The organism is Glycomyces tenuis DSM 44171 (assembly GCF_000427885.1).
GTDB classification, from domain to species: domain Bacteria; phylum Actinomycetota; class Actinomycetes; order Mycobacteriales; family Micromonosporaceae; genus Glycomyces; species Glycomyces tenuis.
This window is the reverse complement of sequence record NZ_ATYW01000017.1, coordinates 115,306-129,977: the sequence shown is the minus strand read 5'-3', so window position 1 is coordinate 129,977 and position 14,672 is coordinate 115,306. Positions and strand designations below refer to the sequence as shown.

Annotated in this window: 16 protein-coding genes; 10 read left to right on the top strand and 6 right to left on the bottom strand. The window is 70.0% G+C overall.

Annotated features, from left to right (window positions below; genetic code table 11):
• From YWW_RS0118645 to YWW_RS0118615, 7 genes are all read left to right on the top strand, one after another.
• On the top strand, positions 1-915 hold the full coding sequence (locus YWW_RS0118645) for a carbohydrate ABC transporter permease (protein WP_026931298.1): 915 nt from the start codon (positions 1-3) through the stop codon (positions 913-915).
• Positions 912-1,754 (top strand): carbohydrate ABC transporter permease, encoded by an 843-nt coding sequence (locus YWW_RS0118640; RefSeq protein ID WP_026931297.1) that lies wholly within the window; start codon positions 912-914, stop codon positions 1,752-1,754. The genes YWW_RS0118645 and YWW_RS0118640 overlap by 4 nt, the downstream gene beginning before the upstream one ends.
• 58 nt (positions 1,755-1,812) lie before the next feature.
• On the top strand, positions 1,813-2,517 hold the full coding sequence (deoC, locus tag YWW_RS0118635; protein WP_026931296.1) for a deoxyribose-phosphate aldolase: 705 nt from the start codon (positions 1,813-1,815) through the stop codon (positions 2,515-2,517).
• Positions 2,507-3,466: a ribokinase gene (locus YWW_RS31450; RefSeq protein WP_051326017.1), complete on the top strand. Its 960-nt coding sequence runs from the start codon at positions 2,507-2,509 to the stop codon at positions 3,464-3,466. The genes deoC and YWW_RS31450 overlap by 11 nt, the downstream gene beginning before the upstream one ends.
• Complete coding sequence (gene rbsD, locus YWW_RS0118625; protein WP_026931295.1) at positions 3,463-3,960, top strand: D-ribose pyranase; 498 nt, start codon at positions 3,463-3,465, stop codon at positions 3,958-3,960. Before YWW_RS31450 ends, rbsD begins: the two co-directional genes overlap by 4 nt.
• A gap of 9 nt (positions 3,961-3,969) precedes the next feature.
• Complete coding sequence (locus tag YWW_RS36100) at positions 3,970-4,122, top strand: hypothetical protein (protein WP_155830259.1); 153 nt, start codon at positions 3,970-3,972, stop codon at positions 4,120-4,122.
• Between the two features lie 124 nt (positions 4,123-4,246).
• Positions 4,247-6,877 (top strand): right-handed parallel beta-helix repeat-containing protein, encoded by a 2,631-nt coding sequence (locus YWW_RS0118615; RefSeq protein WP_026931294.1) that lies wholly within the window; start codon positions 4,247-4,249, stop codon positions 6,875-6,877.
• Between the two features lie 29 nt (positions 6,878-6,906).
• On the opposite strand, the gene YWW_RS0118610 is transcribed toward YWW_RS0118615, so the two are convergent.
• Both YWW_RS0118610 and YWW_RS31445 read right to left on the bottom strand, forming a co-directional pair.
• On the bottom strand, positions 6,907-7,671 hold the full coding sequence (locus YWW_RS0118610; protein ID WP_155830258.1) for a 2'-5' RNA ligase family protein: 765 nt from the start codon (positions 7,669-7,671) through the stop codon (positions 6,907-6,909).
• Positions 7,672-8,016: 345 nt separating this feature from the next.
• Positions 8,017-8,529 carry a DUF3995 domain-containing protein gene (locus YWW_RS31445; protein ID WP_051326016.1) on the bottom strand — a complete coding sequence of 171 codons (513 nt, stop codon included), beginning with the start codon at positions 8,527-8,529 and terminating at the stop codon, positions 8,017-8,019.
• A 687-nt stretch (positions 8,530-9,216) separates the two neighbouring features.
• On the opposite strand from YWW_RS31445, the gene YWW_RS0118600 reads away from it, so the two are divergent.
• Both YWW_RS0118600 and YWW_RS0118595 read left to right on the top strand, forming a co-directional pair.
• Positions 9,217-9,609 (top strand): YciI family protein, encoded by a 393-nt coding sequence (locus YWW_RS0118600; protein WP_026931292.1) that lies wholly within the window; start codon positions 9,217-9,219, stop codon positions 9,607-9,609.
• 4 nt (positions 9,610-9,613) lie between these two features.
• The gene (locus YWW_RS0118595; protein ID WP_026931291.1) at positions 9,614-10,837 is read left to right on the top strand and encodes an RNA polymerase sigma factor; all 1,224 of its coding nucleotides are present in this window, start codon (positions 9,614-9,616) and stop codon (positions 10,835-10,837) included.
• A gap of 11 nt (positions 10,838-10,848) precedes the next feature.
• On the opposite strand, the gene YWW_RS0118590 is transcribed toward YWW_RS0118595, so the two are convergent.
• Together YWW_RS0118590 and YWW_RS0118585 are read right to left on the bottom strand one after the other, a co-directional pair.
• Complete coding sequence (locus YWW_RS0118590; protein WP_026931290.1) at positions 10,849-11,076, bottom strand: DUF4287 domain-containing protein; 228 nt, start codon at positions 11,074-11,076, stop codon at positions 10,849-10,851.
• Between the two features lie 41 nt (positions 11,077-11,117).
• The gene (locus YWW_RS0118585; RefSeq protein ID WP_026931289.1) at positions 11,118-11,786 is read right to left on the bottom strand and encodes a DUF998 domain-containing protein; all 669 of its coding nucleotides are present in this window, start codon (positions 11,784-11,786) and stop codon (positions 11,118-11,120) included.
• Positions 11,787-11,979: 193 nt separating this feature from the next.
• Between YWW_RS0118585 and YWW_RS0118580 the strand changes: the two genes are divergently transcribed.
• On the top strand, positions 11,980-12,900 hold the full coding sequence (locus tag YWW_RS0118580; protein ID WP_026931288.1) for a LysR family transcriptional regulator: 921 nt from the start codon (positions 11,980-11,982) through the stop codon (positions 12,898-12,900).
• A gap of 116 nt (positions 12,901-13,016) precedes the next feature.
• Here the strand turns inward: YWW_RS0118580 and YWW_RS0118575 are convergent, their stop codons facing one another.
• Both YWW_RS0118575 and YWW_RS0118570 read right to left on the bottom strand, forming a co-directional pair.
• Positions 13,017-14,078, bottom strand: coding sequence for a hypothetical protein (locus tag YWW_RS0118575; RefSeq protein ID WP_026931287.1), 1,062 nt, complete (start codon positions 14,076-14,078; stop codon positions 13,017-13,019).
• Between the two features lie 48 nt (positions 14,079-14,126).
• Positions 14,127-14,567 carry a hypothetical protein gene (locus tag YWW_RS0118570; protein WP_026931286.1) on the bottom strand — a complete coding sequence of 147 codons (441 nt, stop codon included), beginning with the start codon at positions 14,565-14,567 and terminating at the stop codon, positions 14,127-14,129.
• Positions 14,568-14,672 lie beyond the last annotated feature (105 nt).

The window sequence follows — 14,672 nt, the reverse complement described above, 5'->3', positions numbered from 1 at the left end:
ATGCCCCGGACCTCGACCTCGTGGCGGACCCGCGCCGGCGCCTTCGCGAACGGGCTGCTGACGGTGCCGGCGCTCGCCGTCTACGTCGGACTCCTGGTCGTGCCCGTCGGCTTCGCCGTCTACTACTCGTTCACCGACTACAACGGCTTCCCGAGCCGGACGCCGACGTGGGTCGGCCTCGAGAACTACCGGCGGATCGCCGACGACCCCATCGGCGATCTGCACCCCTCGGTCTGGGTCACCGTGGCGATCGCCGTGGTCGGCACCCTCCTGGTGAACGCCGCCGCGCTCGGCCTCGCGCTGCTGCTGCGGCGCACCACGCCGTTCAACACCTTCGCCCGCGTCGTGATGTTCTACCCGCACGTGCTCTCGGCCCTCATCGTCGGCTTCCTGTGGCAGGCGATCCTGGGGCCGCAGGGCGCGGTGAACAACATCCTCGGAGGCTGGGGGCAGTCCACGCTGCCGTTCCTGGCCGACCCGCAGTGGGCGCTGGCGACGCTCATCGCGGTGATCGTCTGGGCGCAGTTCGGCGTGCAGCTCGTCCTCTACCTCGCCGGCCTCCAGGCGGTCTCACCGGACCTGAAGGAGTCGGCCAGGATCGACGGCGCCGGCGGCGGCCAGGTGTTCCGGCACGTCACATGGCCCGCGCTGGCGCCGACCGTGACCGTCACGCTCGTGACCACCGTGCTCTCGCTGCTGAAGGTCTACGACGTCGTGCTCGGCCTGACCAACGGCGGGCCGGGCGACGCCACCCAGAACTGGGCGTACGAGATCCTCGCGGTCTCCTTCGCCAACAACGACATCGGGCTCGCGTGCGCGCAGGCGGTCCTGCTCGTCCTCGTCGCCGGGCTCCTGTCGTTCACGATCATCGTGCTGCGCCGGCGCGCCGAAGAGGGAGCGGAGAGCCTCGGATGACCAGCAAGCGCACGTTCCGCACCGCCGCCCGCGTCACCGTCGTGGCGGTGCTCTCGGCCGCCATGCTCGTGCCGATGTACATCATGGTGGTCAACGCGTTCAAGCCGCAGCAGGAGATCCTGCTGTCCCCGCTCGGGATCGACTTCGCGACGGCGTCCACCGAGTACCTCGAGGCCGCCTGGCAGAGCACGAGCTTCCCCGTCGTCGAGGGCTACGCGGTCTCGCTGTTCCTGGTCCTGGCGTGCAACGCCGTCGCGATCGGGACGGCGGTCCCCGCCGCGTACGCCATCGCCCGCACGCCCAAGCTCCTGTTCAGGATTCTGCTGATGTTCTTCGTCGCGGGCATGTTCGTGCCCGCGCAGATCATCCTCGTCCCGGCGGTCTTCGTCCTGAAGTCGCTCGGCCTGATGGGGACGCTGCCGGGCCTGGTCCTGTTCATGTCCGCGACGATGATCCCGTTCACGCTGTTCGTCTTCAGCGCCTACATCAGGATGCTGCCCCGCTCCCTGGACGAGGCGGCCTCGATCGACGGCGCGGGCCGCCAGCGCATCCTGTGGACGATCATCTTCCCGCTCATGCGGCCGATCGTCGCCACCGCGTTCATCCTCAACGCCCTGGGCGCCTGGAACGACTTCGTCAGCCCGCAGCTGATCCTCGGGCCCGGCTCGGAGTTCCGCACGATCACGACCGGCGTGTACGCCGCGGTGTCCACCTACTCGACGAACTACGAGATCGTCTTTCCCACCCTGCTGCTCGCCGTCGCCCCGATCCTGCTGATCTTCGTGGTCATGCAGCGGCACATCATGGGCGGCCTCTCGGCGGGCGCCGTCAAGGGCTGATTTACGGCTCGCAGGCTTCGCCATGAGGGGCTGAGCCCGCATTCGGAAGGAGACCACGATGACCACCGACTTCACCGACCCCAGACAGGTCGCCGGGGCGATCCAGTACACGAACGTCAACCCGGACCTGACCCGGGCGGGGCTGCTCAAGCACCTCGAGACCTGCGTCGAGTACGGCTTCGACGCGGCCATGATCGCGCCGTACTGGGTGCGCCTGGCCAAAGAGGCGCTGTCCGGCACCGGCGTGAGAGTCGCCTCGACCCTGAACTTCCCGATGGCGAACGACACCCTCGCGATGCGCCTGGCGGCCTTGCAGGCGCTCGCGGCCGACGGCGTCGACGAGTTCGACTTCCCGCCGCACCCCGGGCTCCTGCTCGGCGGCGACGAGGAGCTGTACGCGAAGGACATCGCCGCGATCGTCGAGGCCGCCCACGGCGAGGGGATCAAGGTCAAGGCCATGCTGGAGTTCGGTTTCCTGGAGACCGACGAGCTCAAGGCCAAGGCCACCCGGATCGCCTACGAGGCGGGCGTCGACTGGGTCAAGCAGTCCTCCGGCTGGGGCAGGGGCGGCCTGGCCGCCACCGAGCACGACGTGCGGATCCTCGCCGAGCACATCGAGGCGCCCTGCCGGGTCAAGGTCTCCGGCAAGGTCAACACGCTGGAGAAGATGCGCTCGCTCTTCGCCGCGGGGGCCGAACTGGTCGGCACCAGCTCGGGCCCGGCGATCGTCGACGGCCTGGAGGGGGACCCCGATGCCTACTGACGCGCGCGCGAGGGTCGCCGTCGTCGGCAGCTACGCGAAGGCCCTGGTCATGACGGCCGACCGGATCCCCGGGGCGGGCGAGACCCTCATCGGCCGGGACTACCGGGAGACCTTCGGCGGCAAGGGCTCCGACATGGCCGTCCAGGCCGCGCGCCTCGGCGCCGAGGTGTCCTATCTGGGCGTCGTCGGCGACGACGCCCACGGCGAGGAGTTCAAAGCGCTCATGGAGGACGAAGGCGTGAACATCGAGCGCCTGCGCACCACCGCGGACCGGCCGACCGGCGTCGGCTTCATCGTCAAGGACACCGTGGGCCGCAACGTCATCGTCGTCGACCCGGGTGCGAACGCCGCCTTCGTCCCCGCCGACGTCGACCGCTGCGCCGACGCGCTGCTCGCCGCCGACGCGGCGCTCGCGCAACTGGAGACACCCCTGGAGACGGCCCTGCACGCGCTCGCGCTCGCGCGGCGGGGCGGCGCGGCCACGATCCTCAACCCCGCTCCCGCGGCGGACCTGCGCGAGGTGGATCTGTCCTGCGTGGACGTGCTGACGCCGAACGAGCACGAGGCGAAGACCGTCCTCGGCCTCGAACCGGGCGACGGCACGCCCGCCGAGGCACTGGCCCGCCGCCTCCTCGCGCTCGGCCCGAAGGCCGTCGTGATCACCCTCGGCGAAGCGGGCGCCCTGGTCGCCACCGCCGAGGGCGCCGTGCCGGTCCCGCCGGTGCCCGTCACCGTCGTCGACTCGAACGGCGCCGGCGACAGCTTCAACGCCGCGCTGGCCGTGGCGCTCGGCGAAGGCGGGAGCCTCCCCGAGGCGGCGCGCTTCGCGAACGCGACGGCGGGCCTGTGCTGCGAGCACTGGGAGACCGTCCCCTCCTATCAGGACCGCGCCGCGGTCGAGGCGGCCCTCGCCCGCACGAACCCGACGAACGCATTGGAGCGGCAATGAGAAACGGCACCATCCTGCACCCCGAGCTCGCCCGCGGCCTGGCCGCGCTCGGACACACCGACGTGGTCCTGGTGACCGACGCCGGATTCCCCATCCCCGCCGACGCGAACCGGATCGACCTGGCCCTCACGCGCGGCCAGATCGACGTCCGCGTCGTGCTCCAGGCGCTCCTCGACGCCGTCTGCGTCGAGGAGGTCCACTTCGCCACCGAGCTGAAGACGCACCACCCGCGCCTCTACGGCGAGGTCCAGGACCGCTTCACCGGCTCGGGGGCCGTCTTCCACGGCACCACGCACGAGACGCTCATCGAACAGTGGGCCCCGCGCGCCAAGCTCGTCGTCCGCTCGGGCTCCTTCGAGCCGTGGGCGAACTTCGCGCTTGTCGCCTCCACTGCGCCCTTCGACTGGTTCACCGACGAGGACGTGACCATCCTGCCCGCCTACGTCGAACGCCGCCGCCGCATCACCGAGGGCGAGCGCCCCGACCTCAGCTGAGGAGACCGCGTGAAGCCCGCCCGCGTCGGCGCCGGAGGCGAGGAGCGCCCAGCGGCGCACGGCGGCGAGCGCCGGCGCGGGTTGCGCCCGCTCACCGCCGAGATCGACGGCCTCGGACGCCAACAGCCGCAGTGCGAGACCCGGGCGCCGCAGGACGACTGAACCGGTCGCCCTCAGGTCTTGCGTACCGCCCTCCCGACCCCTATTCTTAACATGTCATACATGTAGATGTGTCATGTGTGCTCTCACGAATCGGCGCATGGCACTACGACGAGGGAGTTTCTCGATGACGAGAACGCACCACCCCGCCAGACGCCTCGCCGCGAAAGCGGCCGCGGTGGTCCTCATGGTGAGCGCGGCGCTCAGCGTGAGCGCCCCGGCGCAGGCGTCGCCGCCGCTGACCGTGTACGTCTCCAGCACCGAAGGCGACGACGCGAACCCCGGCACGAAGCAGGCCCCGCTCCGGACGATCGAGGCCGCGCGCGACGCGCTGGCCGGACAGACCTCTGAGGACGAACGCGGCACCGTCTACCTCCGCGGCGGCGAGTACGTCCTGGACGAGACGATCGAGCTGACCGGCGAGGAGCACTCGTGGGTCACCTACACCGCCTACAAGGACGAGCAGGTGACGATCACCGGCTCCCACGGGCTCCCCGCCGACGGCTGGCAGCGGCTCGCCGAGCTCGGCGAGGACGAGCTCGCCCAGCCCCAGTACTCCTCGAACACGCGCCTGACCGACGCGGCCCTGCGCGAGGACGTCTGGGTCTACGACCTCGGAGCGGCGGGCATCGACCCCGGCACGCTCTACAAGAACGGCTTCAACTGGGTGCAGCAGCCCTTCGCGCCGGAGCTCATCGTCGACGGATCGATCCAGACGCTCGCCGAGTACCCGAACGGCGACTCCTGCGACACCACCGACACCGCGTGCCACCTGTGGGGCACCGGCGAGAAGTGGGACGCCGAAGGCCCCGAGGACCTGATGAACGTCGACCTGCTCGGCCGCTTCGGCGCGCAGGACGACTGGCAGTGGAGCGGCACCACCCCGCGCGCCCAGTTCGAGGACAAGAAGCAGGAGCACCCCGACGACAGCGACTCGTGGTCCTACGAGCAGATGCTGACGATGACGCCGTCGATCTTCACCGTCGGCGGCCGCGCCGCCGAGCGGTACCAGGCCTGGGCCCCGGAGGGCGAGCCGGTCGTGGACGACCTGGGCGGCCGCGGCTTCGGCGAGTACTCGGACGTGGCGACCCAGCTCGACCCGCAGTGGATCGAGGACATCGACAACACCACGTACGAGACGGAGACCTGGCTCTCGGGCTACCTCGGCAACAACTACGCCAACGACATGGTCCGCCTCGTCTCCTGGAGCGAGGACCGGCTCTACGCGAAGTACCCCTCGATGTACATCCCGCAGGACGAGTGGACCAAGGTCAAGGTCGTCAACGCCCTGTCCGAACTCGACGTCGCCGGCGAGTACTACATCGACCGCTACGAGGGCAACGACGTCCTCTACTACGCGCCCGCCGACGGAACGGTCGAGGGCAAGGACATCGAGCTGATGACCTTCGACCAGAACTTCTTCCGCCTGGAGGGCACCGCCGGCGTCACCTTGCAGGGCATGGCGATGACCGGTTCGCTCGTGACCGGCGTGCAGCTGCTGGACGCGGTCGACACGCTCATCGACGGCGTCGAGATCTCCAATGTGAGCATGGACGCCATCCGCATCGGCGAGACCAGCGAGACCCTCACGGCCCTGCCCGACTACGAGACCACTCGCGGCGGGCACGGCAACGTCGTGCAGCACTCCTACCTCCACGACCTCGGAGGAGGCGGCGTCCTCCTCGGCGGCGGCGACCGCGAGACCCTCGAACGCGGCGACAACGTCGCTCGGCACAACGAGATCGCGCGCTTCTCCCAACTCGCGACCTACACGCCCGCCGGATACCTCTACGGAGTGGGGAACACCTTCGAGTACAACTACGTCCACGACGCGCCGCACATGGCGATCCAGATCATGGGCAACGACATGAAGGTCAACCACAACCACTTCCAGAACCTGGTGCTGAACGCGGGCGACCAGGGCGTCGTCTACACCGGACGCGACTACACCTACCTGGGGAACGAGGTCGCCTACAACTACTTCGAGACGATCGGCGGCTCGAACAACGCCTTCTACATGGACGACGGCGCCTCAGGGATGCGGTTCCACCACAACGTGGTCCAGGACGCGAACGCGGGCGTGTTCTTCCAGTCCGGACACTCGAACACCGCCAACGACAACGTGTACATCGACGTCGAGCACACCGGGCACGACAAGCTCTACCACGAGGACGGGGAGACCGACCTGCCCGTGTCCAACGGCTGGGTGGTGCAGAGCCGCTTCAACTCCTTCCTCGACGTGCGCGAGGGCGAGAAGTACAGCGCGACACCGGAGATCGTCGCCGCCTGGCACGAGCACTACACCAGCGGCGAGCACACGTACGCCGACGGCACGCCGATCCTCTACCCGGAGATCGACGACTGGTACGTGCCCCGCGTCGACGACACCGGTGAGGACTGCAAAGCCGAGCACTATGCGACGGACGCGAGCAACGGCTGCGACCGGGCCGCCGTCTGGGAGGACCCGGACTCGCTCTACGTCCCGTCCCGCAACGAGCTCGACCACTCCGTGATCATCGGCGGCGGCGACTACAGCGCGGCCTCGGCGACGTTCGCGAACCCGTCGTCCACCTACGAGCTGGCCAGGTGGAGCGACAAGATCAACACGAACGTCGTGCAGCCCGCCTCCCTCGACGACGCCGGCCTCGACGCCGAGACCCTGACCTTCTCCAGGAACGGAGCGGTCGCCGACGCCTTCGGCAGGCAATGGGTCCACGAGTGGAACGAGCACTTCACCCTCGACGGCATAGGCCGCTAGCAGGCGGGTGAGGGCCGGTCTCCCGGCCCTCACCCGAGTCGGATCCGCTCGTACTCCTCAAGCCCGACCGAGACCGCGTCAGGGCGATACCGGACCAGAGCGACCGCCGCGCACCGCAGCGTCCCGAACTCGACCTCGCTCCGGGCGTCCACATACTCCACGAGCTCCGGCTCGGCCACGACCGGCGACTTGGCGACCAGCAACGAGACGTGCGCGTTGTCCCTGACCCGCTCGCCGTCCCCACCGGGCACGCCCAGATTCCCCTGCGGCCGCTGCGCCTCGGTGAGCCTGTGCCGCAGCTCGAACAACGCCCCGTCCGGATAGCCGCGCACGAAGACCCCGGCGGGTGAACCGCACAGGCCCCTGAACCGGACCGCGAACGGGCCGACCCCCTCGACGGCCCGCTCGAGCTGCGACCGGTAGTGCAGCACCTGCTCCTCAGGCACGGTCTCCTGGTAGCCCTCCAGACTGCGAACGGTCATGTGCAGCTCATCGCGCCGGTACACCAGATGCGGCGAGCGCCGCACCCGCGCGATCCGATCGCACTCGGCCGCGAACGCCTCCGCCAAAGCACCTTCGACCCGGACCACGAAACTCAGCCCCCACCGCCCGGCACCATGCGCCGGAACCGGATCCGCACGATACGTCCCACCCCGGAACGCGGCGGCCCCACCGGCCCACACCTCGTCATAGAGCTTCCGCAAGCGCTCATCCTCGCCGCTCAAGGCCACCCCTTCACTCGAAAACGATGCCACCAGCATAGAAATCGAGAACGAACCGCCGAACCCGCTCAAGGCGCTCAGGCGACCGAGCAGGCCTTCGGCACCCTGGAGGGCGAACCCGCCGCCCTCGACCGGATGGGTGTCGACCCTGATGGCCGTGACACGTGGTTTCGCCGCTCCGGATCGGATCCGCGGACTTGAACCGGCTCGCCTCCCCGCCGAGACGGCGAATTGATCCCTGCACGGCTGCGACCGCCGAGCCCGGTGCCGCAGTGCTCATATGTGCTCAACCGGCGATCGCCCTCAAGCAACCCATCGGGCCTCGGAGGGTTTCATTGAACGCGGACGACAGGTGAGCCCGCACCAGGACCGGAACAACACCCCCACCGACGGGAAGACCATTCTCCTTCGGACATGTCACTCGGCTCGCGCCCGGGACCGTCCGCTTTGGATCTGGTAGGTGAGGGTGGCGGTCAGGACGAGGAGTCCTCCGGCGATCCAGACCGGCTGCCAGACGAAGACGTGCCACCACAGCGTCTCGCGGTCGGGGGCGTTGGCGTATTCGACCGCGCCGGTGTACACCGGGAGTGACAATGCCAACTGCACTGCGCCGTAGCCGAGGGTCGCCAGGCCGGCGCCCCAGCCGCCGAGGAGCAGCAGCCAGCGGGGGAAGACCCGCCCCCAGGCGCGGGTGATCGCCAGTGCCCGCACGCCGTAGCCGAGTTTCAGTGCCGCCGTCAGCCACAGCAGGAGCATGAACCACCACACGCGGTCGGCGGCCATCTGCTGGGCCTGTTCGGAGACTTTGTCGGCCAGCCAGGTGCCGCCACAGGCCCAGAAGACGCTGAGGCCACCGAAGCCCAGCGACCACAGGATCAGCAGCCAGGCGGCGGGGTTGAGGGCGGTCGGGTGACCATTGGGCTCTGCCATGTTGTCTCCCGGTCAAAGAACGAGTGCTCGACGGAAGTCGGCCGCCGGTCGCGGATCCCTGGCCTTCAGGCTGCCGAAGGGCAATCGGCACGCGGGCATCGGTGGCGACGTTCTCGATGCGTGCCACGGGCTGACCGCACTTCGCATTCTGGCATGGAGGGCCGTCTGGACGAATACCAGGAGACGATCAAGAGCATTGCCGAACCTGAACGTGGACCGACCTCGCAGCTGTGACGCTCCGTGAAACGGCGCTGCGGCGATGGAGGCGAGCGCGCAGTGTGACGCCGTCGGCCGCCCAGGCGATGTCGAGGACGCGTCGGGCGGTGCGGGCACCACGGCAGGCCTCATCGAGGCCTATGTGGATTTCTTTCGACAGGTAGTGGCCGTGCATGGTCGCTTAACGATGCATGTGCCCGCAGCGTTGGCTCAGCAGTCCGCCGAACTGTTGAACTACGATGTCTCCGACCGGGGCACCAGATCGGCCGTGAGTCGGTCACTGCGGGCTTTGCCGGGGGACCGGCAGTCGAGTTCATCGCGGAGCCGAGCCGGGGAACGCCCAGGCGGGCGGCGCCGGTGAAGCATTTTCCGGGTGAGGCGGCAGACGATGTCGAGAACCGCGGTGCGGCTCCGTCGTCTCAGGTGAGCGGCCGGAAAGTCCGGCCCGATGACGATGGCCAGGAGGTCACCATGAAGTACGTCATTCTGATCCACTCCAACCCCCAGCCGTGGGGGCACCCGACCGGCGACTTCGTCGCCGAGAACCAGGCCCTGCCCGCCGAGCAGCGCGAGCGGCTGAACTCCGAGTTCGAGCGGCTGCTGGGGGAGATGCAGGAGAACGGCGAGCTGATCACCGGAGAGGCCCTCGGCGATCCGACCACGTCGACGCTCTACCGCTGGCGCGACGGCGAGCCGCTGGCCACCGACGGCCCCTACTCCGAGTACAAGGAGCACCTGGCCGGGTTCTTCCTGATCGACGTCGCCGGCCCTGAACGCGCCCAGGAGATCGCGCACGCCTTCTCCGGGCCCGGCGAGACGATCGAGCTGCGACCGGCGATGTGGCCGGGCGGCGAGGAGCGGTAAGGGCATGGTCCAGACTCCGGACGGCGACCTCGAGGCGGTGTGGCGGCGCGAGTCGCCGCACGTCCTCGGGGCGCTGGTCCGCCGCTACGGGCACTTCGACCGCTGCGAGGACGCCGTCCAGGAGGCGCTGATCGCGGCGGCGCTGCACTGGCCGCGCGAAGGGCTGCCGAGGAACCCCCGCGCCTGGCTGGTCCGGGCAGCGTCGCGGCGGCTGATCGACGCCCAGCGCAGCGACCAGGCCCGCACGGCTCGCGAGACCGCCGCAGAACGCGACCCCACTCCCCGCCGCTCCGGCGCCGAACGGGACGATTCGCTGCATGTGCTGCTGCTGTGCTGCCACCCCTCGCTCTCCGAGGCCTCCCAGGTCGCCCTGACTCTGCGCGCGGTCGGCGGGTTGACCACCGAGCAGATCGCCTCGGCGTTCCTCGTGCCGGTCGCCACCATGGCGCAGCGGATCAGCCGGGCCAAGGCGAAGCTGTCGGCCTCGGACGCGAGTCTCGGCGACGTCGGCGCGGACGACCTGCCCGAGCGGGTGCGGTCGGCGCGCCAGGTGCTGTACCTGATCTTCAACGAGGGGTACGCCCGAAGCGCCGGAACCGAGCTGCTCGACATCTCGTTGACCCGGGAGGCGATCCGGCTCGCCCGGGAACTTCGGCGCCGCTTGCCCAGCGACACCGAGACCGCCGGCCTGCTGGCGTTGATGCTGCTGACCGAGGCGCGGGCGAGGGCGCGAGTCGACGACCGCGGCGAACTCGTGCCGCTGGCCGAGCAGGACCGCGCCCGGTGGGACGGGGCGATGATCGCCGAAGGCGTGGCGCTCGTGGAGCACGCGCTGCCGACCGGCCCGGTCGGGCCGTTCCAGCTCCAAGCGGCGATCGCCGCCGTCCACGACGAGGCGGCCGACTACGCCGACACGGACTGGCCGCAGATCGCCGAGCTCTACCGAATGCTCGACGCCGTCGCGCCGGGGGCCGTGGTCACCATGAATCGCGCCGTGGCCGTCGCGATGACCGAGGGACCCGACGCCGGCCTGTCGATGCTCGAACCGCTGATGCGGCAACGGAAGCTGGAGCCGCTCCACCGCCTGCACGCGGTCAGGGCGCACCTGCTGGAGCGGGCGGGCCGCATCGACGAATCCCGCACCGCCTACCTGGAGGCGGCACGGCTCGCCACGAGCATGCCCGAGCAGCGATACCTCTTGCGCAGAGCCGCCGCGTGCCGCCCCTGACGGGGCGGGGCCTACGTCGCCCGGTATTCGGGCCATTTCCCGGGGTTGAGGTGGTAGGCGGTCAGCGCGTTGGCGTGCCCGTGGCCGAGGCCGTGCTCGGCCTTGAGCCAGTTGACCAGGGCCTTGTGTCCGGTGTGGCCGCTCGCCCGCATGTCGTCGAGCCAGTCGGCGATCGCTCGGCCGTGGGTCCGCTCGATCGAAGGGAAGTACGAGGTGGGGCCCTTGGGCGGCGTGGTCATGGGAATCCTCCGTGGGGTCGTCGTCGGGTGGTCGGTCTGCGCTAGCGAACCGAGCGCAGGTGCTGGAACGTGAGGGCCGAGGCCCACAGCCAGATGAGCGCGCCGCCGGCGAGCATCAACCGGTAGTCGGCCGCGGCGAAGGAGGCCGCCGTGAGCGCCAGGTACAGGACCGGCACGGTGAGGCAGACCGCGCGCCAGGCGGTGCGGCGTTCGCGCTCGAACCGGCGCGCGAAGACGAAGCAGGCGGCGAACAGTGTGAGGCAGGCTCCCGGGGCGGCGAACGCGTGGAGGACGCTGTGCCAGCTCTGCTCGGCGGGAGCGCCGTCCGGGGTGCCGAGCGGGTAGCCGAAGGCCGGGTCGGCGACGAAGACGCCGCCCCACACCAGGGCGATCCCGTAGAGGCCGAACAGCCTCGGGCCCCACGTGGCGGCGGGGCCGCCTGCGAGCGAGCGGTGGAGTCCCACCGCTCCGGTCAGGGCCAGCAGGCCCGAGACGACGAAGTTCGCGATCTGGATCCAGCCGAGCTCGCCGAGGCTGAGCAGGCTCAGCGGGTGCACGACCGGGTCGAAGCCGTCGCGGGTCGCGGCCTGGGCGACGGTGAGGCCGACGAACAGCGGCCCGGCGAGTACTCCGCACGCCAGCAGTCGGCGCGGGACGGCGGCGGTCGCGGCCGGGGCGGCCAGAGGGCGGGTGGTGGTCACGGTGGTCATGAGCAGTGCTCCTTGTGGCGGGTGATGGGTGCTGTCCGGTTAGACGAGGCGGCGGGCGCGGATTCATCGCGGGCGACGATTCCGCGGCAGGTCCCGGTGCCGTATGCGAAGACCACTCTGCGCGCCGCCCGCGCCGCCATCAAGATCGATTCCGGCTACAGTCGTTGCGTCCGACGCAACGATGGAGGCTGAGGTGCTCGAACGCACTGACATCGAAGTGCTGCTGACGCTCGACGAGGAGCTGCACTTCGGCCGGACCGCCGAGCGGTTGCGCCTGTCGACCGGACAGGTCAGCCGCATAGTGAAGCGCCTCGAGCGCCGTATCGGCGCCCCGCTGTTCACCCGCACCAGCCGCACCGTCGCGGCCACCCCGATCGGCGCCCGGCTGGCGACGGAGCTGCGTCCACTGGTGGCGCAGATGGACGCGGCCGAGCGGCGCGCGGTCGAGGCCGGACGCGGACTCGCCGGGGAGCTGCACGTCGGCTTCGTCGGCGCCGCGGCCGGTCAAGCGCTCCTCTCGGCCGTCGACCGGTTCAGCGGCCGATACCGGGACTGCCGGGTCCACCTCCACGAGGCGCAGCTCCACGACGCCTGCGAACGCGTCGTGTCCGGGCAGCTCGACGTGCTCATCACCGCCCTTCCGGTCGAGGGGGTGCGGGTCGGGCCGGTGCTGTTCACCGAGCCGCTCGTGCTGGCCGTCCCCGAAGGCCACCGGCTCGCGCGCGAACGGCAGGCGACCGCTGAGGCCTTCGCAGCCCATCCGGTCATCCACCCCAGCGGCCTCCCCGAGGCGGCGATCCGCTACCGCGTCCCCGCCACGGCCCCTTCGGGCCGCCCGGTGCGGTCGGGCCCGGTGGCGGAGACCTTCTCGGAGATTCTGGCGCTGGTCGCCGCTGGACAGGGCGTCTTTCCGGTCGGCGCGCACGCCGCGCGCTTCTACCCGCGCCCCGGCGTCGTCTACCTGCCGATCACCGGCGCGCCTGAACTCCAATGGGCGCCGGTCTGGCTCGAATCCAACGAAACCGGCAGGGTGCGCGCCTTCGTGGACTGCGCTGCCGAGACCGCCCCGAACAGCCGGCCCTCTTCGCGGGCGGCGACACCAGGATCCGCTTGAACTCAGTGCCGGCCGGCCCTGGTGTCCTGCGAGTCGATGGCCGTCCCGGCGGGCCCGGCCCGACCGCCGGGCGGATCCGACTCGCCCGGTGCGCGCATCGACCTCTCGAACACTGCCTAGACGGGTTCGCCCGGGATGAGGACGTTCGCCGCTTGAGGGAAGAAGCCCTGCCAGGTGCTCAGGTCGATGCCCAGGCCCCGCTGCGCCTCGTCACGGGCGTTCTTCAGCGTGTCCTTGCAGTACGCGGCGGCGGCGAGGAGCTGCTGACGCAGAACCGAACCCTTCTGCGGTTCCAGTCCCATGTCGTATTCCATGTCGAGCTTGCCGAAGGCGGCCGTGAGCCAGTTGCCGGCCGCGGTCTCGCCGCTGCCCTGCTGCTCGAGGAGGCCGTCGAGGAGGCTGACGATGCCCCCCGAGTGGGGAATCTCGTTGAACGCGGTCCGGACGAGGACCTTCACCAGCGTGCTCGTGCCGGTCATGAGCTCGTCGATCTGCTCGTGAACGCTCTTGAGCGTCGAGCCCAGGTACATCTGCGTCGTGAGCTTGGCGGCGCACTCGGCGGAGCCGCCCTGTATCAGTTGCGCGGTCATCATGCGGTGGAGGCCCGCCGCGGTCCGCAGGCGCTCGCCGAACTGCTCCGCGCCGGCTTCGGAGTCGCGCCCGTCCCAGGCGTCGAACAGGTCCTCCACCTTCGCGAACCCGCCCCGGTCATGCGTCTCGATGAGGTGATCGACCGACTCGCCCGCGGCGGAGAGCTTCTGGAGCAAGGTGTCCGCCGCGGCCAGGGAGCCGTTCTCCAGCACCTCGTCGAACGCCGAACGGATCTCGTCGACGGCCGAGGTCGCGCTGGCCGCTCCGCTGTCGGCGATCGCCTGCTCCTCCGCGGCGGTCGCCTCCTGGGGCACGAAGAACGGGAGGATGCTCGACTGCCGGCTCGGCTGCCGGTGGTTCAGGGGGTTGTCCGAGTTCGGGATGCCCTGGCCCGGGCCGATGCCGATCCGGCGCCACGCCTCTTCCTTGCTGAGCCTGATGACGTCGGCGTAGGCCGGCCATTTCGCGATCGCGATCTCCCGTTGGTACATGTCGAAGAAGGGGTCGCGGAGGTCGGCGATCATCTGGGGGATGTCGCCGGTCGCCTCCGCCAGCGAGTTGAAGTCGAGTGGTTGATAGGCGCTCATGCGGCTTGCTCCTTCGTCGTGCAGGACCTTGAAAGCGGTCGGGGCGGGTCAGAGGCCGGGGACCGGGCCGCCCAGTTCGGCGGTGTAGGGGTTCTCGTCCTTGTCCTCCGGCGCGGGGGCTTTCAAGGGCGCCTCGGGGTAGCTGGTCGAGGGCGTCGAGGTGTATCCGCCCGCGTCGATCTCGGATTCCATCTGCCCGAACGTGTTCACCAGTTCGCCCTCGAGGATCTCCTGATCTTCCGCGATCTGCGTGAGGGTCCGGCCCATGGCGCGGGTGTTGGACCCCGTTTCGTAGACGACGTCGTAGTAGAGGTTGAAGAAGGTCGTCCAGGTCTCGCCCAGGCCGTGGTCGCCGAAGACCGAAGCCCCCACGCGCCCGGCCTCGGCCGCCTTGTAGCCGACGTCGTCGTAGAAGTTCGCGATGTCGGGGCAGACGGTCTCCCCGACTTCCCTGATGTGCTCCGGGCTGTAGCTGATCCTGTCGCCCATGGCGAATCACTTCCTTCGAGTGCAGATCTCTCGCCGTCGCACTGCGACGCACTGCGAACAGGGAAAGCGTGCCGGTGCGCGTCCTCGATCGGTCCTTCTCGCCGC